Genomic DNA, 19,129 nt, shown 5'->3' on the forward strand with positions numbered 1-19,129 from the left:
CGTCATTCCAGCGAAAGCTGGAGTCCAGCTTGGTCTCCGCCGCGGGGAAACTGCACATCGCGAGTGCGTCCGCATCGCGCGCCCCTCCCCTCACCTCACCCCTCTCCTACGGGAGAGGGGCTCAAGCATCCGCGCGGGCGGGATTACTCCACCACCACCGGAATCTTCCCGATCCGCGCCTGCCACTCGCGCGGCCCCGTCTTGTGCACCGATTCGCCGGTCGAATCCACGGCGACCGTCACCGGCATGTCCTGCACTTCGAACTCGTAGATCGCTTCCATGCCCAGGTCCGCGAAGCCGACGACCTTCGCCGCCTTGATCGCCTTGGACACCAGGTACGCCGCACCGCCGACCGCCATCAGGTAGGCCGACTGGTGCTTGCGGATGGCCTCGATCGCCGCTGGGCCACGCTCGGCCTTGCCGACCATGCCCAGCAGGCCGGTCTGCGCGAGCACCTGCTCGGTGAACTTGTCCATGCGCGTGGCCGTGGTCGGGCCGGCGGGGCCGACGACTTCATCGCGCACCGGATCGACCGGGCCGACGTAATAGATGAAACGGCCGCGCAGATCGACCGGCAGCGGCTCGCCCTTGTTGAGCATGTCGACCATGCGCTTGTGCGCGGCGTCGCGGCCGGTCAGCAGCTTGCCGTTGAGCAGCAGCACCTCGCCCGGCTTCCAGCTGGCGACGTCTTCCTTCGTCAACGTGTCGAGGTTCACGCGACGGCCCTTCGACGCGTCGTAGGTGAGCTCCGGCCAGTCGGTCAGCGACGGCGGATCGAGCATCACCGGGCCGCTGCCATCCAGCGTGAAGTGCGCGTGGCGCGTGGCGGCACAGTTCGGGATCATCGCCACCGGCAGGTTGGCCGCGTGCGTCGGGTAATCCTTGACCTTGATGTCGAGCACGGTCGTCAGACCGCCCAGGCCCTGCGCGCCGATGCCGAGCGCATTGACCTTCTCGTACAGCTCCAGACGCAGTTCCTCGGCGCGATTGGACGGGCCGCGCGCCTGCAGGTCGGTGATGTCGATCGGCTCCATCAACGATTCCTTCGCCAGCAGCATCGCCTTCTCGGCGGTGCCGCCGATGCCGATGCCGAGCATGCCCGGCGGGCACCAGCCGGCGCCCATGGTCGGCACGGTCTTGAGCACCCAGTCGACGATGGAGTCGGACGGGTTGAGCATCGCGAACTTGGACTTGGCTTCCGAACCGCCGCCCTTCGCCGCCACGATCACGTCGACCTTGTTGCCCGGCACGACCTTCACGTTGACCACGCCCGGCGTGTTGTCCTTCGTGTTGGTGCGCTTGCCGGCCGGATCGGCCAGCACGGACGCGCGCAGCTTGTTGTCCGGATGGTTGTACGCGCGGCGCACGCCTTCGTGGACCATGTCCTCGACGGACATCGTGGCGTCGTCCCAGCGCACGTTCATGCCGATCTCGAGGAACACGGTGACGATGCCGGTGTCCTGGCAGATCGGGCGATGGCCCTCGGCGCACATGCGCGAGTTGATCAGGATCTGGGCGATGGCGTCCTTCGCCGCCGGCGATTCCTCGCGCTCGTAGGCGGCAGCGAGGTGCTTGATGTAATCGACGGGGTGGTAGTAGCTGATGTACTGCAGGCCGTCGGCGATCGACTGGATCAGGTCTTCCTGGCGGATCGAGACGGGCTGGCTGGCGGCGAACGGCTGCGTTGCGGTGTTGCTCACGGCGGGCGTGCTCTCGGCGGGCTTGCTGGCGGCGGAACCGCCATTCTAGCCCGTCGGGCCCGGCGGGCCCCGTCGTGGATGCGGCCGCGCGGCCGGAACGCTGCGTCCGGCCGGACGTCCCGGGACGTCCGGGACCGCTGGATCAGGCCGCGTCGGCCTTGGTGGTGAAGCTCTCGCCGCAGCCGCATTCGGCGGTGACGTTCGGGTTGCGGAACAGGAATTGCTCGCCCAGGCGCTGCTTCACCAGGTCGATCTGCGTGCCGTCGACCAGAGGCAAGCTCAGCGCGTCGACGTAGATGCGCACGCCGTCCTGCTCGAAGATCGTGTCGTCGGCGCCCTGCGAGCGCGCCAGGTCGGCCTTGTACTGCCAGCCCGAACAGCCCGTGCGGGTCACGCCGAAGCGCAGGCCGATCGCGTCGGGGGATTCGACGAGATAGCGCTGGACGCGGTCGAGAGCGGCGGGAGCGAGGGTGACGGCCATTCGGGGACTCCGGCTACATCAATGGGTTACGACAAGGGATTATAGCGACGCGATGCCGGACGTTCGGTAAACTCCGGCCTTTCCCCACATTGGCCCGGCACGGGCAGGATTCAAGGCATGACGGTGGTCAGCGTCGAACAGGCGCTCGCGGGCAAGATCCCGGCGGGTGGCGAAGTCACGGTCCGCGGCTGGGTACGCACCCGGCGCGATTCCAAGGCCGGGCTCAGCTTCGTCAACGTCAGCGACGGCTCGTGCTTCGCGCCGATCCAGGTCGTCGTGCCGGCCGAGCTGGCCAACTACGAATCCGAGGTGAAGCGCCTCACCGCCGGCTGCGCGGTGGTCGCCACCGGCACGCTGGTGGCCTCGCAGGGCCAGGGCCAGGCGTTCGAGATCCAGGCCAGCCGGCTGGAGGTCGTCGGCTGGGTCGAGGACCCGGAGACCTACCCCATCCAGCCCAAGGCGCACTCGCTGGAATTCCTGCGCGAAGTCGCCCACCTGCGCCCGCGCACGAACCTGTTCGGCGCCGTCACGCGCATCCGCGACTGCCTGGCCAAGGCCGCGCACCGCTACTTCCACGAGAACGGCTTCTACTGGATCTCCACGCCGATCGTGACCACGTCCGACGCCGAGGGCGCCGGCCAGATGTTCCGCGTCTCCACGCTCGACATGGCGAACCTGCCGCGCGATGAGAAGGGCGAGATCGATTTCAGTCGCGACTTCTTCGGCAAGGAAACCTTCCTGACCGTGTCCGGCCAGCTCAACGTCGAGGCGTACGCGCTGTCGCTGAGCAAGGTCTACACCTTCGGTCCGACCTTCCGCGCCGAGAACAGCAACACCACGCGCCACCTGGCCGAATTCTGGATGATCGAGCCGGAAATCGCCTTCGCCGACCTGGCCGAGGACGCGCGCGTCGCCGAGGAATTCCTGAAGTACATGTTCCGCGCCGTGCTCGCCGAGCGCGCCGACGACATGGCCTTCATCGCCGAGCGCGTGCAGAAGGACGCGATCACGCGCCTGGAGTCGTTCGTCAACGCGCCGTTCGAGCGCATCGAATATACCGACGCGATCAAGCTGCTGCAGAAGGCCGACAGGAAGTTCGACTTCCCGGTCGAATGGGGCCTGGACCTGCAGACCGAACACGAGCGCTGGCTCACCGAGGAACACGTCGGCCGCCCGGTCGTGGTCACCAACTATCCCGAGCACATCAAGGCCTTCTACATGCGCCTGAACGACGACGGCAAGACCGTCGCCGCGATGGACGTGCTGGCGCCGGGCATCGGCGAGATCATCGGCGGCAGCCAGCGCGAGGAGCGCCTGGACATGCTGGACGCGCGCATGGCGCAGTTCGGCCTGGACCCGGCGCACTACGGCTGGTATCGCGATTTCCGCCGCTACGGCACCGTGCCGCACGCCGGTTTCGGCCTCGGTTTCGAGCGCCTGGTCGTGTACGTGTGCGGACTTTCCAACATCCGCGACGCGATCCCGTACCCGCGTGCGCCGGGGCATGCGGAGTTCTGATCGAAGCCGTGATTCGTGATTCGGGATGGGTGATCCGTAACAGCACACCGCCCGCCTTTCGAATCACGAATCACGAATTACGAATCACGGCAATCAATGATCCTCTTCTTCTCCCTGCTCTTCGTCGCCATCGCCATCGCCGGCTTCTGCGCGTTCGTGATCTTCTGGCCGCTGTCGCTGGTGCACATCCGCGACCGCCATCCGCAGTTGCAATCGCAGCTGGGCGAAGGCGCGTTCGCACGGCCGTCGGCTTGGCGCTGGCTGCTGCGTCGCGGTTACCTGACGGCGAACGACGGCAACCTCAACGGTCTGGCGAGTCCGGCGCGGATCTCGCTGCTGACCATCATCGGCGGCCTGGTGTGCGCCGCCCTGCTCTGGCTGCTTGCGGTGGTGATCGGATGAACGACAACGTCAACGACCAGTGGTGGATCGCGACCATCGGCCGCACCGTGATCTGGGCGCGCCTGCGCGTGCTCGATGCGGGCACCGCGGAGGTGCTCGACAGCGACGGCATCAGCCAGCCGTACGACAGCGAGGACAGTGCGCGCGCCGCACTGATGGATGCGGAGTTCGTCGCGCTCGACGGCCTCGATGAGGACGATGCGCGCGAACGCGGCTTCTCGCTCGACGAACTCGCGCCGCCCAGCGGCGAAGGCCTCGAGGTGCTGCGCCCGCAGATGGTCCAGCAGCTTCCCTTGCGCCACTGAGCGACCGCATGTACCTGCCCCGCGCCTTCGCCGAACACGATCTCGAAGCGCTGGACCGACTGGCGCGACGCGATCGCTTCATCACCCTGATCACCGTGCGCGATGGCGAGCCGACCGTCAGCCACCTTCCCGTGCTGTATCGACGCAACGGGAACGGCGTCGAACTGATCGGCCACTGGGCGCGCCCCAATCCGCAGGCGACGCACGCCGGCCCCGCGCTGGCGATCTTCCACGGCCCGCACGCCTACGTCTCGCCCGGCTGGTATCCCGACAAGGAAGCCGCCGCCCGCGTACCGACGTGGAATTACGCGGTCGCGCACCTGCGCGGCACCTTGTCGACGTTCGACGACGAGCGCGCGCTGGCCGACGTCGTCGACGGACTGAGCATCGACCACGAAGCCACCGTCGGCGGCGACTGGCGTTTCGAATTCGAACGCGACGATCTTCGCCGGCAACTGCGCGGCATCGTCGGTTTCCGCTTCGTCGCGAACGAGATCGCGCTGAAGTTCAAGCTCAGCCAGAACCACCCCATGGGCAATCGCGAATCGGTGGCTTCGCAGCTGGCAGCGCAATCGCGCGAAGCCAGCCGCGAGACCGCGGCATTGATGCGCGACCGCATGGCCATCGAATCCAAGGGAGACTGACGTGGACCTCGACCTCACCGGAAAGCACGCGCTGGTCTGCGGCGCCAGCCAGGGCATCGGCCTCGCGGCGGCGCGGGCGCTGTCCGAACTCGGCGCGAACGTCACCCTGCTCGCGCGCCGCGAAGAGCGCCTTCGCGAACTCGTCGGCACGCTCGCGTCCGACAAGGGCCAGACACACGGCTGGATCGCCGTCGACAGCGCCGACACCGATACCTTGCGCACGAAAGTGCAGGCGCTGGTGTCCGCCACGCCGGTGCACGTGCTGGTCAACAACAGCGGCGGTCCGCCGCCCGGCCCGGTGCACGGCGCCGAGATCGCGGCGTTCGAAGCGGCCTATCGCCAGCACCTCATCGCCAACCACGTGCTCGCCGAAACCGTCGTGCCCGGCATGGAGCGCGATGGCTACGGCCGCATCGTCAACGTCATCTCGACGTCGGTGAAGGAACCGCTGCAGGGCCTGGGCGTGTCCAACACCACGCGCTGGGCGGTGGCGAGCTGGGCCAAGACGCTGGCGACGGAACTCGCGCCCAGGGGCATCACCGTCAACAATGTGCTGCCGGGTTCGACCGAAACGCCGCGCATCGAGCAGATCATCGACAACACGTCGGCCAAGACCGGCCGCAGCCGCGAGGACGTGTTCGAGAAGATGGTGTCGGAAATCCCGATGCGCCGCTTCGCGCGGCCGGAGGAAACCGCCGCGGCGATCGCTTTCCTGTGTTCGCCGGCGGCCTCGTACATCACTGGCGTGAACCTGCCGGTGGACGGCGGACGGACCCGGTCGCTGTGACGTGAAAGCCCTTCCCTTCAAGCGAAGGGTCGGGGCGGATGGTGTTCCGGACCGGCGGCAAAGTGCGGGACACCACCATACTGATCAGCACGTCCCACCCGCACTGTTAAGCTAGCCCCATGCGCCTTCGCCACTTCATCGCCGGTGAACCACGCGAGCCGACGTCGGGTCGGTGGGGCGAAGTGTTCGATCCGGCGAACGGCAAGGCCTACGCAGACGTCGCGCTCGGCGATGCCGCCGATGTCGACGCCGCGATCGGCGCCGCCGAAGCCGCCTTCCCCGCCTGGTCCGCCCTGCCCCACAGCGAACGCTCGCGTTGGCTGGAGAAACTCGCCGACGCGCTGGAAGCCAAGCTCGACGACTTCGCCCACGCCGAATCGCGCGACGGCGGCAAACCCATCAAGCTCGCGCGTGAAGCCGAGATCCCGCGCGCGATCAGCAACCTGCGCTTCTTCGCGCACGCGGCCACGCAGTTCGCCAGCGAATCGCACCACGGCCAGGCCGGCCTGAATTACACGCTGCGCCAGCCGCTCGGCGTGGTCGGCACCATTTCGCCGTGGAATCTGCCGCTGTACCTGTTCACGTGGAAGATCGCGCCGGCGCTCGCGGCCGGCAACACGGTGGTCGCCAAGCCGTCGGAAGTGACGCCGGTAACGGCGACGATGCTGGGCGAACTCGCGGCAGAAATCGGCTTTCCCAAAGGCGTACTCAACATCGTGCACGGCTTGGGTCCGGACGTCGGCGAACCGCTGGTCACGGATGCACGCGTGAAGGCGATCTCCTTCACCGGCAGCACGGCCGTGGGCCGCCGCATCGCCGGCATCGCGGGTCCGCTGCTGAAAAAGGTGTCGCTCGAACTCGGCGGCAAGAATCCGACGCTCGTCTTCGCCGACAGCGATTGGCGCGATCACCTCGACACGCTGGTCCGTTCGGCGTTCCAGAATTCCGGGCAGATCTGCCTGTGCGGTTCGCGCATGCTGGTCGAACGCGGCATCTACACCGAGTTCCGCGACACGCTGGTCGAACGCGCGCAGCAGCTGCGCGTGGGCGATCCGATCGACGAGGACAACCAGCTCGGCCCGCTCGTGTCCCGCGCGCACTTCGACAAGGTGATGAACGCGTTGCAGCGTGCGCGCGAGGAAGGCGGCAAGGTGCTGTGCGGCGGCGCGGCGCTCGATCGCCCCGGCTGGTTCGTCGCGCCGACCGTCATCGAGAACCTCGGCCCGGACTGCGCGAGCAATCGCGAGGAAATCTTCGGCCCCGTCGTGACCTTGCAACCGTTCGACACCGACACCCACGCGCTCGCGCTCGCCAACGCGGGCGAGTACGGCCTCGCAGCGTCCATATGGACGCGCGACCTGCGCCGCGCGCATCGCCTGGCCGCGCAGCTGCGCGCCGGCATGGTCTGGATCAACACCTGGCTGCAACGCGACCTGCGCACGCCGTTCGGCGGCTCGGGCGCGTCCGGTCTCGGCCGCGAAGGCGGCTTCGAGGCCATGCGGTTTTTCACCGACGCCAAGAACGTCGGCCTGCAACTGGATTGAATTGGATGACAACCAACCCGCTGTCCGAACTCATCGAGAAGAACCGCGAATGGTCCGAACGGATCCAGCGCGAAGACCCCGGCTTCTTCCAGCGCCTTTCGCTGCAGCAGGCGCCGGAATACCTGTGGATCGGCTGCTCCGACTCGCGCGTGCCCGCCAACCAGATCATCGACATGGCGCCGGGCGAGGTGTTCGTCCATCGCAACATCGCCAACGTCGTCGTGCACACCGACCTGAACTGCTTGTCGGTGATCCAGTTCGCGGTGGACGTACTGAAGGTCAAGCGCATCCTCGTCGTCGGCCATTACGGTTGCGGCGGCGTGCATGCGGCCTTGCATGGCCATCGCGTCGGGCTTGCGGACAACTGGCTGCGCCACGTGTCCGACGTGGCCGACAAGCACAACGGCTGCATCGGACACGCGCACGAAAGCGAACGCCACGACCGTCTGTGCGAACTCAACGTGATCGAACAGGTGCAGAACGTGTGCCTGACCACGATCGTCCGCGACGCATGGACGCGCGGCCAGGAGCTGTCGGTGCACGGCTGGGTCTACAGCCTGCGCAACGGCCTGGTGCACGACATGGGCATCAACGTCGATTCGTACGACTCGCTCGACGCGCTGTACAAGGGCGCGATCGAGCGCGTGAACGGCTTCCGCGGGGATTCGCCGCGATGAACGACGTCATCCGCGCCGACGCCGCACCGAGGCCCGTGGGCCAGTATCCGCATGCGCGGCGCGTGGGTGAGCTGCTGTTCCTCTCGGGCATCGGCCCGCGCGATCCCGCCAGCAACGCGATCGTCGGCAACGTGCACGACGCGGACGGGCGGCTGATCGCGTACGACATCGACGCGCAGACGCGCGCGGTCTTCGCCAACGTGCGCACGGTTCTCGAAGCCAGCGGTGCGCGCTGGGAGGACCTGGTCGACGTGACCGTCTACCTCACCGACATGGCGCGCGACTTCAAGGCCTACAACGCCGTCTGGGCCGAGTATTTCCCCGACATCGACACCGCGCCGTGCCGCACCACGCTTGGCATCACCGCGTTGCCGACGCCGATCGCGATCGAACTCAAGTGCACCGCCGTCGTGCGCGGCGCGCCGTCCTCCTCTGGAGCATCGGAGTAACCATGCTGCCCGGCCCGATCAACCTGCACGCCTGGATCGAGGAACACCGCCATCTGCTCAAGCCGCCGGTGGGCAACAAGGTGATCTACGTCGGCGACTTCATCGTGATGGTCGTCGGCGGCCCGAACCAGCGCACCGACTACCACTTCGACGAAGGCGCCGAGTGGTTCTACCAGCTCGAAGGCGAGATGGTGTTGCGCATCCAGGAGGACGGAAAGGCGCGCGACATTCCGATCAAGGCCGGCGAGATCTTCCTGCTGCCGCCGCGCGTGCCGCATTCGCCGCAGCGCATGCCGGAGTCGATCGGACTGGTGATCGAACGGCGCCGCCGCCCCGAAGAACTCGAAGGCCTGATGTGGTTCTGCGAACGCTGCAACCACAAGCTGTACGAGGAGTTCTTCCCGTTGCGCAACATCGAAACGGATTTCCCGCCGGTGTTCGACCGCTTCTACGCCTCGCGCGAACATCGCACGTGCCGTGAGTGCGGGCACCTGAACCCGGCGCCGTCGAAGTACGTGATGCCGGATACCTGAGGACGCACCATCGCGCATGCTGAAGATCGACACCCACGCCCATTACCTTCCGCGCGACTGGCCCAACCTGGCGCGCAAGTACGGCGACGACCGTTTCCCGGTGATCCACCACACCGAGGACGGGCGCCACCGCATCTACAAGGACGGCAAGTTCTTCCGCGAGATCTGGTCGAAGACCTGGGACCCGCAGGAACGCATCGACGATTACGCGCGCTTCGGCGTGCAGGTGCAGGTGATCAGCACCGTGCCCGTGATGTTCAGCTACTGGGCCAAGCCGCACCATGCGCTGGAGCTGCACCAGGCGCTCAACGAGCACATGGCTGAAGCCTGCCGCGAATACCCGCGCCATTACGCGGGCATCGGCACGGTGCCACTGCAATCGCCCCGACTGGCGATCCAGGAACTGGAACGCTGCATGGACCAGCTCGGCCTGCAGGGCGTGCAGATCGGCAGCCACATCAACGACTGGAACCTCGACGCGCCGGAGCTGTTCGATTTTTTTCAGGCGGCCGGCGAACTCGGCGCCGCGATCCTCGTGCATCCGTGGGACATGATGGGCGCGGCGACGATGCCGAAGTACTGGCTGCCGTGGCTGGTCGGCATGCCGGCGGAGCAGTCGCGCGCGGCATGCTGCCTGATCTTCGGCGGCGTGCTCGAACGCGTGCCGAACCTGAAGGTCTGCATGGCGCATGGCGGCGGCAGTTTCCCGTACACGATCGGCCGCATCGAACACGGCTTCAACATGCGGCCGGACCTCGTCGCCACCGACAATCCGCGCAATCCGCGCGAATACCTCGACCAGCTGTTCTTCGATTCGTGGGTCGCCGATCCGCGCGCGTTGCGGTACCTGCTCGATACCTGCGGCGTGGATCGCGTGATGCTCGGCACCGACTACCCCTTCCCGCTCGGCGAACAGGAACCCGGCGCCGGCATCGCCGCGCTCGAGCTGACCGATGCCGAGCGCGCGCGCCTGTACCACGGCACCGCGCTGGAATGGCTGGGACTCTCGATGGCGCGGTTCGCCTGAGACCACGCACATGCCGCATGTCACGCTGCAGTACACGGTGAACCTCGCGGAATTCAATCCGACCACGGCGCTGCGCGCGATCAACCAGGGCCTCGCCGACAGCGGGCATTTCGACGAGCACGCCATCAAGAGCCGCGCGTTGCGGCTCGACGATTACCGCGTCGGCACCGCCGATACCGGCCGCGCGTTCATCCACGTGCAGCTGAAGGTGCTCCCCGGTCGCGACGATGCCACGCGCAAGGCGTTCGCCGAGATCATCATCGCCGCGCTCTCGTCCGTGCTCACGGACTGCCCGCCGTCCACGCAACTGTGCGTCGAGGTCGACGAACTCGACGCGCGCACCTACACCAAGCGCGTGATCGACGCGCCCAACGACTGACCCGATGACCGACCTGTACTCCGATTCCCACGCCCTCGCGCAGGACGCCGCCGACCCGTTGCGTTCGATGCGCACGCAGTTCCTCATTCCACGACACGACGGCGCCGACCAGGCGTATTTCGTCGGCAATTCCCTTGGATTGCAGCCGCGCGGCGCGCGAGCGCACGTCGAGGAGGTGCTGGACAAGTGGGCGCACGAAGCGGTCGAAGGCCACTTCACCGGACAGGCGCAGTGGATGCCGTATCACGAGCTGGTACGCGAATCGCTGGCGCGACTGGTCGGCGCGAAGCCGCTGGAAGTGGTGGCGATGAACACGCTCACGGTGAACCTGCACCTGATGATGGTCAGCTTCTACCGCCCCACGCGCGAACGGCCCGCGATCCTGATCGAGGCCGGCGCGTTCCCGTCCGATCGTTACGCGGTGGAATCGCAGATCCGCTTCCACGGCTTCGACCCGGCGACGGACCTGATCGAAGTGCAGCCCGATCGCGAGGACGGCACGACATCGATGGAGGCGATCGAACACGCGATCGCGTCGAACGCTGCACGCGTCGCCCTCGTGCTGTGGCCGGGCGTGCAGTACCGCACCGGACAGGCGTTCGATCTGGCGCGCATCGCACGACTGGCGCACGAGCACGGCGGGGTGTGCGGTTTCGATCTCGCCCACGCGGTCGGCAATCTCGAACTCGCGCTGCACGACAGCGACGCGGACTTCGCCGTGTGGTGCCACTACAAGTACGTCAACAGCGGGCCGGGCGCGGTCGCGGGCTGCTTCGTGCACGAGCGTCACGCGCACAGCGACGTTCCGCGTTTCGCCGGTTGGTGGGGGCATGAACAGGGCACGCGCTTCCGCATGGGCCCGCACTTCGTGCCGACGCCGGGCGCCGACGGCTGGCAGCTGAGCAATCCGCCGATCCTCGGCATGGCGCCGCTGCGCGCGTCGCTGGAGCTGTTCGACGCCGCCGGCATGCCGGCGCTGCGCGCGAAGTCGCTGCGCCTTACGGGATATCTCGAAGCGCTGATCCGCCAGCGCCTGGACGGCACGCTGCAGATCGTCACGCCCGCGGATCCCGCGCAACGCGGCTGCCAGCTGTCGCTGCGCGTGATCGGCGGACGCGGTCTCACCGGCCGCGACGCGGGGCGCGCACTGTTCGATTACATCGCCACCAGGGGCGTGCTCGGCGACTGGCGCGAACCCGACGTGATCCGCATCTCGCCGGCGCCGCTCTACAACACGCATGCGGATGTGTTGCGGTTCGTGCGGGCAGTCGAAAGCTGGCGGGACGCTCGTTGAGCGCTTTGCCTTCGTACGATCCTGCGGTGGGCTGGCAGTTGGATTCCCGCCTGCGCGGGAGTGACAGCATTAGGAATGGAACGTGACGACATCCGACAACCGCCACATCACCCTCATCGGAGCCGGCCTCGCGGGCGCGGTCCTCGCCACGTTGCTCGTGCAGCGCGGCTGGCGCGTGGACGTGTACGAGAAGCGAGGCGATCCGCGCGTTCAGGGCTACGGCGGCGGGCGCTCGATCAACCTCGCGCTGGCCGAACGCGGCCGCCACGCGCTGCGACTCGCGGGCGCCGACGACGCCGTGATGGAGCACGCGGTGATGATGCGCGGGCGCATGGTGCATTTCCTCGACGGACGCACCGACCTGCAGCGTTACGGCCGCGACGACAGCGAAGTGATCTGGTCGGTGCACCGCGGCGAACTCAACGTTGTCCTGCTCGACATCGCCGAAGGCGCCGGCGCGCGATTGCATTTCGATCGCGGACTGTCTGACGTCGACTTCGACGCGCGAATCGCGACCTTCACCGACCCGCGCGACGGCAGCACGCACCGCGCGACGTTCGAATCGCTGGTCGGCGCCGACGGTGCGGGCTCGGCGCTGCGCGCGGCGATGGCGAAGCAGGTCGATCTTGGCGAACGTACCGAGTCGCTCGGGCATTCGTACAAGGAACTGGAGATCCCACCCGCGCCGGACGGCGGCTTCAGCATCGAACCCAACGCACTGCATATCTGGCCGCGTGGCCGCTACATGTGCATCGCGCTGCCGAACGACGAACGCACCTTCACCGTCACCCTGTTCCTGCCGAACGAAGGAGACCCGAGTTTCGCGAACGTGCACGACGGCAAAGACGCACGCGCGTTGTTCCAGCGCGATTTCGTCGACGCGCTGCCGCTGATTCCCGATCTCGAGCGCGATTTCGAACGCAATCCCACCGGCATCCTCGCGACGCTTTACCTCGACCGCTGGCATCTCGACGGCCGCGCCGTGCTGCTCGGCGACGCCGCGCACGCGATGGTGCCGTTCCATGGGCAAGGCATGAACTGCGCGTTCGAGGACTGCGTCGCGCTCGCCGAACAGCTCGACGCGCACACCGATCGCGCGGCGGCGTTCGCCGCGTTCCAGGCCGACCGACTGCCCAATGCGCGCGCGATCCAGCAGATGGCGCTGGAGAACTACCTGGAAATGCGCGATCGCGTCGACGACGACGATTACCTGCTGCAGCGCGCGCTCGAACGCGCCCTCGCCGAACGTCATCCCGAACGCTTCATGCCGCGCTACGCGATGGTGACGTTCCACCGCATCCCGTACGCGGTGGCGTTGGAGCGCGGGCGGCAGCAGCGCGAGCTGCTGGTCGAACTCACGCGCGGTCACGATTCCCTCGACACGCTCGACTGGACTGCGGTCGATGCGGTCGTGCGCGAACGTCTGTCGCCGCTGCCGGTGGACGCGTGACGTGGCGGGCAGTTTTCTTTTCTACGACCTGGAAACCTTCGGCGCCGATCCGCGCACCAGCCGCATCGCGCAGTTCGCGGCGATCCGCACCGATTGCGACCTGAACCAGATCGAGACGCCGATCAGCGTCTTCGTGCGTCCCGCCGACGACCTGCTGCCCTCGCCCGGCGCGACCATGGTCACCGGCATCACGCCGCAGCACGCATTGCGCGAAGGCATGGGCGAGGCGGCGGCGTTCGCGTTGATCTTCGAGGAAATGGCGCGGCCGGAAACGTGCTCGGTCGGCTACAACTCGCTGCGCTTCGACGACGAGTTCGTGCGCCACGGTCTGTTCCGCAACTTCTTCGATGCGTACGAACGCGAGTGGCGCGGCGGCAATTCGCGTTGGGACCTGCTCGACGTGCTGCGGCTCGCGCATGCCATCCGGCCCGACGGCGTGGCGTGGCCCAGACGCGAGGACGGCGCGACCTCGTTCAAGCTGGAGCATCTGGCCGAAGCCAACGGCGTTCGCATCGGCGACGCGCACGAGGCGCTGTCGGACGTGCGTGCGTTGATCGGCCTGGCGCGCGCGCTCAAGGCCGCGCAGCCGCGCCTGTGGGATTACGCGCTGCGCCTGCGCGACAAGCGCTATGCGTCGAGCCTGCTCGACACGATCGCGATGAAGCCCGTGCTGCACGTCTCGCAGCGCTTCCCGGCGAGCCGGCTGTGCGCCGCGCCGGTGCTGCCGGTGGCGCGGCATCCGCGCATCGACAGCCGCGTGATCGTGTTCGATCTGGAACAGGATCCCGAACCGCTGTTGCACCTCAGCGCGGAAGGCATCGCCGAACGCCTGTACGTGCGCGCGATCGACCTGCCCGAAGGCGAATCGCGCATCGCCTTGAAGGAAGTGCACACCAACCGCTGCCCGGCGCTGGTCGCGTGGGATCACCTGCGCGGCCCCGATTTCGATCGCCTGTGCATCGATCCGCTGCTCGCGGAGGAACGCGCCGCGCGCATCCGCGAGGCCGGCCCGGCGCTGGTGGAAAAGGTGCGACAGGTCTTCGCCGTCGAGCGCGAGCGCCTGCCGTCCGACGTCGATGCCTCGCTGTACGACGGCTTCATCGGCGATGGCGACAAGCGCCTGTTCCCGCAGGTGCGCACGACGCCGCCGGAAGCGCTGGGGCTGGCGGAATTCCCCTTCCGCGACGCGCGCCTGCCGGAGATGCTGTTCCGCTACCGCGCACGCAACTGGCCGGAAACGCTGGACGCGGAAGAATGGGCGCGCTGGAACGATTACCGCCGCTGGCGGCTGTACGACGAATCGGGCGCGTCGGAATACAGCTTCGCGCGCTATGCGGAGGAGATCGGCATGCTGCGGGCCCTCCACGCGCAGGACACGGCGAAACAGGTATTGCTCGATCAGCTGGAGGCATGGGGCCGGGAGATCGCGGCGAGCCTGCGATAGCCGACGGACGCGCAGGAACGAGTGCCAAGGAACGAGAAGCCAGGAGGCGCGCCTCGCCTGTCTCGTTTCTCGTTCCTCCATTCCCGTCCCTCGCTTCAAGCCCCCCCAGCCGAGCACCCCAGACAGATCCGAGATTCCCGGAACAACGCACCATGGCCACCTATTTCAGCGAAGCAAGTTTCAAGTTCCTGCGCGGCATCGCGCGCAACAACGATCGCGCCTGGTTCCAGGCGCACAAGGCGGACTACGACGCGCACGTGCGCGAGCCGTTCCAGCGTCTGCTGACCGATCTCCAGCCAGTGCTCGCCGGCGTGAGCCCGCACTATCGCGCCGAGCCCAAGGGGCTGGGCGGTTCGCTGTTCCGCATCCAGCGCGATACACGCTTCGCCAACGACAAGACGCCCTACAAGACCTGGCAGGGCGCGCGGCTGTTCCACGAACGCGGGCGCCAGATCGAGGCGCCGTCGTTCTACGTGCAGATCCAGCCGGGCAACTGCTTCGTCGGCGCGGGCCTGTGGCATCCGCAGCCGGACACGCTGCGTCGCGTGCGCCATTTCATCCTCGACAATCCAGGCAGCTGGAAGGCCGCCGCGCACGATGCGAAGTTCCGTCGCCGCTTCGACCTGGACGACAGCGAGGTGCTCACGCGCATGCCGCGCGGATTCCCCGACGACTTCGAGTTCGCCGGCGACCTCAAGCGCAAGAACTTCGTGGCGTATCGGATGATCGAGGACGCCACGATGATGGGGCCGCGGTTGTTGAAGACGCTCGAGACGGATCTGGGCGGGATGGCGAAGTTCGTCGACTACCTGTGCGCGGCGCTGGATCTTGAGTTCTAGCGCGGTGCGGTAGCCCCGGTGTTGTAGCCCCGGTGTTGTAGCCCCGGTGTTGTAGCCCCGGTGTTGTAGCCCGGGTAAGCGCAGCGCACCCGGGGGAACGCTGCCACACCCGATGCCTCCCCGGGTGCGCTTCGCTTACCCGGGCTACAAGAGCTACAGCAAATTACCTCGGCGCCACATATCCGCCCGGAACGCCTTTCGGCGACAGCACCAGCTGCCACAGCTGCGAATGCCGGCTGCGGAACGTCGCCATCGACGCGGACAGATAGAACCGCCACATCCGGCGGAAGCGCTCGTCGTAGCGTGCGTCCAGCTGGGGCCATGCGCGTTCGACGTTCGCGCGCCACGCCTGCAACGTGCGGTCGTAGTCGGCACCGAAATTGTGCCAGTCCTCCAGCACGAACAGCCCCTCGCTCGCCTGCGCGATCTGCGCGGCCGACGGCAGCATCGAGTTCGGGAAAATGTACTTGCCGATCCACGGATCGGTATGGCTCACCGAGCGGTTCGTGCCGATGGTGTGCAGCAGGAAGATGCCGTCGTCGCCGAGGCAGCGATGCGCGAGTTCGAAGTACGTGCGGTAGTTCTTCACGCCGACGTGTTCGAACATGCCCAGCGAGAACGCGCGATCGAAACGCTCGTCGAGTTCCCGGTAATCCTGCAGGCGGATCTCGATCGGCAACCCCTTGCACAACTCGCGCGCGAAGGCCGCCTGCTCGCGCGAGACGGTGACGCCCACGCCGCTGACACCATAGCGCTCGGCCGCGAACTTCAGCGCCTCGCCCCAGCCGCAGCCGATGTCGAGCACCTTCATGCCCGGCTGCAGCCCGAGCTTGCGGCAAACCAGATCGAGCTTGGCTTCCTGCGCGTCGTCGAGGTCCTCCAGCCGCCGGCCTTCGCGGTCGCGCCAGTAGCCGCAGCTGTAGACCAGGCGCTTGCCGAGCATCGCGCGGTACAGGTCGTTGCCCAGGTCGTAATGGCGCTCGCCCACTTCGAAGCTGCGCCGGCGGCTCTGCAGGTTGGTCAGGCGCGCGCGCAGCGCGTCGATCATGACGCCGAGCCCGCGCACCTTCTGGTCCAGGTTCGCGGCGAGCAGCCGGTACAGCAGCCCGTCGAGAGACGGCACGCGCCACCAGCCGTCCATGTACGACTCGCCCAGCCCGAGCGAGCCCTGTGCGAGCACGCGCGCGTAGAGGCGATCGTCTTCGACGTGGAGATCCCATGGCCGGTCGCCATCGAGGCGGACATCGGCCAGCGACAACAGGGCTTCGACCCGACTGCGCAATGCGGACATGGCGGCTCCGGCGGGGTGGACGTCGATGTGCGTCCGGCGCCGAGGCCGGACGGTGACGATCCTAGCAGGGAGCAGGAGTCGCCCCGCTAACGCGCCGGGGGCGGCGGGTTCGAGACGGGCGGCGCCGGCGCGGCGGGCGGCGCGGCGAACAGCGGCCGGTATTCCGGGGCCAGATGCGGCGCGAGCACGTCCACCGGCACCTCGACCGTCTGCGTGCCGTCCGAATACGGCCCGACCTGGTAGGGCGCGAACACGAAGCGCAGCCCGGCCAGGCGCCCGTCCGGCGCCGCGATCGGTTCGAACAGCGCGAAGTCCGAGGGGTCGGGCTGGGTTCCGTCGTCGATCATCTTCGAGGCGTTCTGCACGACCTGGGCGCGTTCCTCCGGCGGCAGGTCGTCGGCGTCCACGCGCTGCGAGAGCGCGGCGTGGAGCTGTTCGCGCACGTGGTCGGAAATGGCGGTCCAGCCTTCGGCGGACGGGATCAGCTGCTGCGCCGTGAGCATGCGGTTCTGCTTCGGCAGCCACACGAAGCGCGCGATCAGCGGCGCTCCGTGCGCGCCGCCGGTGTAGCTGCTGCCGTCGGCGGCGACGGCGACGATGTCCGGCGTGTGCATCAGTTCGGTGAAGCTGAGCGACAGGTCGTACGGTGCGCTGGTCGCGCCGCCCGGCTGGCTGCGCGCCTTGGCGGCTTCGACCAGATCGTTGCGCGCGGTGTCGGCGTACTTCTTCAGTTCGGCGGCGAGGCCCGGGTACTGCTCGGCGGACACCTGGTAGCTGATGCCGACGATGTAGTCCGACGTGGATTCGGACACGTCTTCCAGCTTCACGCCGGCCGGCGCGACGATCGCGGGCTCGCCGGGCGCCTGGGCAGGCGTGCCGGGGGTGGCGGCAGGAGTGGCGGGCTGGGGTTCCCGCTTGCACGCCGCGAGCGCCGCGGCCAGAGCACACAACAGGAGCAGTCGCTTCATGGGCAATCCCTTGTCATGCGCCGCAGGTTAGCGGCGGCGGCGTGATGTTCGAATCACGCCCGGCTAACGATCGCCGTCGACGATCACCAGTTCTCGCGCTGCGGCAGCAGTCCGCGCAGTTCGGCGTCCGTGAGGTTGCGCCACTGGCCGGGCTTGAGGTGCCCGAGCTTCACGTTGCCGATCCGCACGCGCAGCAACTGCTTCACGCGGAAGCCGAAATGCGCGGCCATCAGGCGGATCTGCCGGTTCAGGCCCTGCACCAGCACGATGCGGAAACCGAACTTGTTCAGGCGTCCGGTTTTGCACGGCAGCGTGGTCTGGCCGTGCACCGGCACGCCGCGCGCCATGCCGCGCAGGAATTCGTCGGTCACCGCGTGGTTCACCGCGACCAGGTATTCCTTCTCGAGCTTGTTCTCGGCGCGCAGAATCTCGTTGACGATGTCGCCGTTGCTGGTGAGCAGGATCAGGCCTTCGGAATCCTTGTCGAGGCGGCCGATCGGGAAGATGCGGCGTTCGTGGCCGACGAAATCGACGATGTTTCCCTTCACCGTCGACTCGGTCGTGCAGGTGACGCCGACCGGCTTGTGCAGCGCGATGTAGACGTGCTGGCGCTTGCCCTTGGCCGCGACGCGCACCTTCAGGGACTGGCCGTCGACCAGCACCTCGTCGCCCTCGCCCACCTCGGCGCCGACGCGGGCGCGCAGGCCGTTGACGGTGACGCGGCCTTCGGCGATGAGGCGATCGGCCTCGCGCCGCGAGCAGAAGCCGGTGTCGCTGATGTGCTTGTTCAGGCGCATGCGCGTTGGCGCCTGGGCGGCGCGGGTGTCGGGGGACGGGGCGCGAATGCTGTCACACCTTGGCCTCTCACGCACGCCGCAACGGGCGCCGGGCGTGAAAGGGCCGGAAGAGCGGCGTTCCCGGCGGGCTGTCGAAAACCGGCGCCTGCCGCCGCGGAAGCGCCGCTTCCGGCCCTGAAAGGGCGTGGAGGAACCAGAAACGCGTAGGAGCACCGCTACCACTCGTTTCTGGTTGCTCGTTCCTAGTTCCTCCAGCGCTACACCAGCAACTGGTTGTATTCCGGATGCCGCTCGACCCACGCCGCCGCGTAGCTGCAGCGCGGATGCACGTGCCAGCCCTGCGCCTTCGCGTATTCGAACGCCGCGCGCACCAGTTGCCCGGCGATGCCGCGACCACCGATCGCGTCCGGCACGCCCGTGTGCATGATCTCCATGCGGTTGCCTTCGCGGCGGTATTCGAGCAGCGCGACCTCGCCGTCGACGTTGGTGGAGAAAACACCGGAAGCCGGATCGTGCGCGATTTCGTGCGTGGTCATGGCGTGGCCCGCGGAAAGGAAGCGCCATCATCGCGTGCAGGCGCGTGGCGCGGAAGCGTGGCGT

General features: G+C 67.6%; 21 protein-coding genes. 15 read left to right on the forward strand and 6 right to left on the reverse strand.

Annotated elements, in window-relative coordinates; genetic code table 11:
- Positions 1–143: 143 nt before the first annotated feature.
- Both AC3ANK_RS11135 and AC3ANK_RS11140 read right to left on the reverse strand, forming a co-directional pair.
- Positions 144–1,700 carry a fumarate hydratase gene (locus AC3ANK_RS11135; RefSeq protein ID WP_484171176.1) on the reverse strand — a complete coding sequence of 519 codons (1,557 nt, stop codon included), beginning with the start codon at positions 1,698–1,700 and terminating at the stop codon, positions 144–146.
- Positions 1,701–1,842: 142 nt separating this feature from the next.
- Positions 1,843–2,181, reverse strand: a complete 339-nt coding sequence (locus tag AC3ANK_RS11140) for a HesB/IscA family protein (protein ID WP_206860863.1) — start codon at positions 2,179–2,181, stop codon at positions 1,843–1,845.
- A 117-nt stretch (positions 2,182–2,298) separates the two neighbouring features.
- On the opposite strand from AC3ANK_RS11140, the gene asnS reads away from it, so the two are divergent.
- The 15 genes from asnS (at position 2,299) to AC3ANK_RS11215 (ending at position 15,473) form a co-directional block, all read left to right on the forward strand.
- Positions 2,299–3,699 carry an asparagine--tRNA ligase gene (asnS, locus tag AC3ANK_RS11145; RefSeq protein ID WP_484171177.1) on the forward strand — a complete coding sequence of 467 codons (1,401 nt, stop codon included), beginning with the start codon at positions 2,299–2,301 and terminating at the stop codon, positions 3,697–3,699.
- A 96-nt stretch (positions 3,700–3,795) separates the two neighbouring features.
- Complete coding sequence (locus AC3ANK_RS11150) at positions 3,796–4,101, forward strand: hypothetical protein (protein ID WP_206860865.1); 306 nt, start codon at positions 3,796–3,798, stop codon at positions 4,099–4,101.
- Positions 4,098–4,406, forward strand: a complete 309-nt coding sequence (locus AC3ANK_RS11155; protein WP_206860866.1) for a hypothetical protein — start codon at positions 4,098–4,100, stop codon at positions 4,404–4,406. The genes AC3ANK_RS11150 and AC3ANK_RS11155 overlap by 4 nt, the downstream gene beginning before the upstream one ends.
- Before the next feature lie 8 nt (positions 4,407–4,414).
- Positions 4,415–5,050: an FMN-binding negative transcriptional regulator gene (locus AC3ANK_RS11160; RefSeq protein WP_484171178.1), complete on the forward strand. Its 636-nt coding sequence runs from the start codon at positions 4,415–4,417 to the stop codon at positions 5,048–5,050.
- A 1-nt stretch (position 5,051) separates the two neighbouring features.
- The gene (locus AC3ANK_RS11165; RefSeq protein ID WP_484171179.1) at positions 5,052–5,837 is read left to right on the forward strand and encodes an SDR family oxidoreductase; all 786 of its coding nucleotides are present in this window, start codon (positions 5,052–5,054) and stop codon (positions 5,835–5,837) included.
- Between the two features lie 119 nt (positions 5,838–5,956).
- Positions 5,957–7,381 carry an aldehyde dehydrogenase gene (locus tag AC3ANK_RS11170; RefSeq protein ID WP_484171180.1) on the forward strand — a complete coding sequence of 475 codons (1,425 nt, stop codon included), beginning with the start codon at positions 5,957–5,959 and terminating at the stop codon, positions 7,379–7,381.
- Positions 7,382–7,386: 5 nt separating this feature from the next.
- Positions 7,387–8,058: a carbonate dehydratase gene (gene can, locus AC3ANK_RS11175; RefSeq protein WP_206860870.1), complete on the forward strand. Its 672-nt coding sequence runs from the start codon at positions 7,387–7,389 to the stop codon at positions 8,056–8,058.
- Positions 8,055–8,507 (forward strand): RidA family protein, encoded by a 453-nt coding sequence (locus AC3ANK_RS11180; RefSeq protein WP_206860871.1) that lies wholly within the window; start codon positions 8,055–8,057, stop codon positions 8,505–8,507. Before can ends, AC3ANK_RS11180 begins: the two co-directional genes overlap by 4 nt.
- A 2-nt stretch (positions 8,508–8,509) precedes the next feature.
- Positions 8,510–9,040, forward strand: coding sequence for a 3-hydroxyanthranilate 3,4-dioxygenase (locus AC3ANK_RS11185; RefSeq protein ID WP_484171181.1), 531 nt, complete (start codon positions 8,510–8,512; stop codon positions 9,038–9,040).
- Between the two features lie 16 nt (positions 9,041–9,056).
- Positions 9,057–10,067: an amidohydrolase family protein gene (locus tag AC3ANK_RS11190; RefSeq protein WP_206860873.1), complete on the forward strand. Its 1,011-nt coding sequence runs from the start codon at positions 9,057–9,059 to the stop codon at positions 10,065–10,067.
- 10 nt (positions 10,068–10,077) lie between these two features.
- Positions 10,078–10,446, forward strand: a complete 369-nt coding sequence (locus AC3ANK_RS11195; protein WP_484171182.1) for a 5-carboxymethyl-2-hydroxymuconate Delta-isomerase — start codon at positions 10,078–10,080, stop codon at positions 10,444–10,446.
- 4 nt (positions 10,447–10,450) lie between these two features.
- Positions 10,451–11,740: a kynureninase gene (kynU, locus tag AC3ANK_RS11200; RefSeq protein WP_484171183.1), complete on the forward strand. Its 1,290-nt coding sequence runs from the start codon at positions 10,451–10,453 to the stop codon at positions 11,738–11,740.
- A gap of 82 nt (positions 11,741–11,822) precedes the next feature.
- Complete coding sequence (locus tag AC3ANK_RS11205; protein ID WP_484171184.1) at positions 11,823–13,190, forward strand: FAD-dependent oxidoreductase; 1,368 nt, start codon at positions 11,823–11,825, stop codon at positions 13,188–13,190.
- Position 13,191: 1 nt separating this feature from the next.
- Positions 13,192–14,634 carry an exodeoxyribonuclease I gene (sbcB, locus tag AC3ANK_RS11210; protein WP_484171185.1) on the forward strand — a complete coding sequence of 481 codons (1,443 nt, stop codon included), beginning with the start codon at positions 13,192–13,194 and terminating at the stop codon, positions 14,632–14,634.
- A 152-nt stretch (positions 14,635–14,786) separates the two neighbouring features.
- The gene (locus tag AC3ANK_RS11215) at positions 14,787–15,473 is read left to right on the forward strand and encodes a DUF2461 domain-containing protein (protein ID WP_484171186.1); all 687 of its coding nucleotides are present in this window, start codon (positions 14,787–14,789) and stop codon (positions 15,471–15,473) included.
- 163 nt (positions 15,474–15,636) lie between these two features.
- Here the strand turns inward: AC3ANK_RS11215 and cfa are convergent, their stop codons facing one another.
- The 4 genes from cfa to AC3ANK_RS11235 all read right to left on the reverse strand — a co-directional run bounded on the left by cfa (position 15,637) and on the right by AC3ANK_RS11235 (position 19,065).
- Positions 15,637–16,764: a cyclopropane fatty acyl phospholipid synthase gene (cfa, locus tag AC3ANK_RS11220; RefSeq protein WP_484171187.1), complete on the reverse strand. Its 1,128-nt coding sequence runs from the start codon at positions 16,762–16,764 to the stop codon at positions 15,637–15,639.
- Between the two features lie 86 nt (positions 16,765–16,850).
- Positions 16,851–17,732 (reverse strand): DUF3298 and DUF4163 domain-containing protein, encoded by an 882-nt coding sequence (locus tag AC3ANK_RS11225; protein ID WP_484171188.1) that lies wholly within the window; start codon positions 17,730–17,732, stop codon positions 16,851–16,853.
- Between the two features lie 83 nt (positions 17,733–17,815).
- Entirely contained in the window at positions 17,816–18,529 is a 714-nt protein-coding gene (locus AC3ANK_RS11230) for a pseudouridine synthase (protein ID WP_206860881.1), read from the reverse strand.
- Positions 18,530–18,786: 257 nt separating this feature from the next.
- Positions 18,787–19,065: a GNAT family N-acetyltransferase gene (locus tag AC3ANK_RS11235; RefSeq protein WP_206860882.1), complete on the reverse strand. Its 279-nt coding sequence runs from the start codon at positions 19,063–19,065 to the stop codon at positions 18,787–18,789.
- Between the last annotated feature and the right edge of the window lie 64 nt (positions 19,066–19,129).

The sequence above is a fragment of the Lysobacter sp. SCRH-1R genome, assembly GCF_057747855.1.

Coding starts and splice junctions, on each gene's coding strand:
- AC3ANK_RS11140 (WP_206860863.1), bottom strand. CDS start 2,181: ATGGCCGTCACCCTCGCTCCCGCCGCTCTCGACCGCGTCCAGCGCTAT.
- asnS (WP_484171177.1), top strand. CDS start 2,299: ATGACGGTGGTCAGCGTCGAACAGGCGCTCGCGGGCAAGATCCCGGCG.
- AC3ANK_RS11150 (WP_206860865.1), top strand. CDS start 3,796: ATGATCCTCTTCTTCTCCCTGCTCTTCGTCGCCATCGCCATCGCCGGC.
- AC3ANK_RS11155 (WP_206860866.1), top strand. CDS start 4,098: ATGAACGACAACGTCAACGACCAGTGGTGGATCGCGACCATCGGCCGC.
- AC3ANK_RS11160 (WP_484171178.1), top strand. CDS start 4,415: ATGTACCTGCCCCGCGCCTTCGCCGAACACGATCTCGAAGCGCTGGAC.
- AC3ANK_RS11170 (WP_484171180.1), top strand. CDS start 5,957: ATGCGCCTTCGCCACTTCATCGCCGGTGAACCACGCGAGCCGACGTCG.
- can (WP_206860870.1), top strand. CDS start 7,387: ATGACAACCAACCCGCTGTCCGAACTCATCGAGAAGAACCGCGAATGG.
- AC3ANK_RS11180 (WP_206860871.1), top strand. CDS start 8,055: ATGAACGACGTCATCCGCGCCGACGCCGCACCGAGGCCCGTGGGCCAG.
- AC3ANK_RS11185 (WP_484171181.1), top strand. CDS start 8,510: ATGCTGCCCGGCCCGATCAACCTGCACGCCTGGATCGAGGAACACCGC.
- AC3ANK_RS11190 (WP_206860873.1), top strand. CDS start 9,057: ATGCTGAAGATCGACACCCACGCCCATTACCTTCCGCGCGACTGGCCC.
- AC3ANK_RS11195 (WP_484171182.1), top strand. CDS start 10,078: ATGCCGCATGTCACGCTGCAGTACACGGTGAACCTCGCGGAATTCAAT.
- kynU (WP_484171183.1), top strand. CDS start 10,451: ATGACCGACCTGTACTCCGATTCCCACGCCCTCGCGCAGGACGCCGCC.
- AC3ANK_RS11215 (WP_484171186.1), top strand. CDS start 14,787: ATGGCCACCTATTTCAGCGAAGCAAGTTTCAAGTTCCTGCGCGGCATC.
- cfa (WP_484171187.1), bottom strand. CDS start 16,764: ATGTCCGCATTGCGCAGTCGGGTCGAAGCCCTGTTGTCGCTGGCCGAT.
- AC3ANK_RS11225 (WP_484171188.1), bottom strand. CDS start 17,732: ATGAAGCGACTGCTCCTGTTGTGTGCTCTGGCCGCGGCGCTCGCGGCG.
- AC3ANK_RS11230 (WP_206860881.1), bottom strand. CDS start 18,529: ATGCGCCTGAACAAGCACATCAGCGACACCGGCTTCTGCTCGCGGCGC.
- AC3ANK_RS11235 (WP_206860882.1), bottom strand. CDS start 19,065: ATGACCACGCACGAAATCGCGCACGATCCGGCTTCCGGTGTTTTCTCC.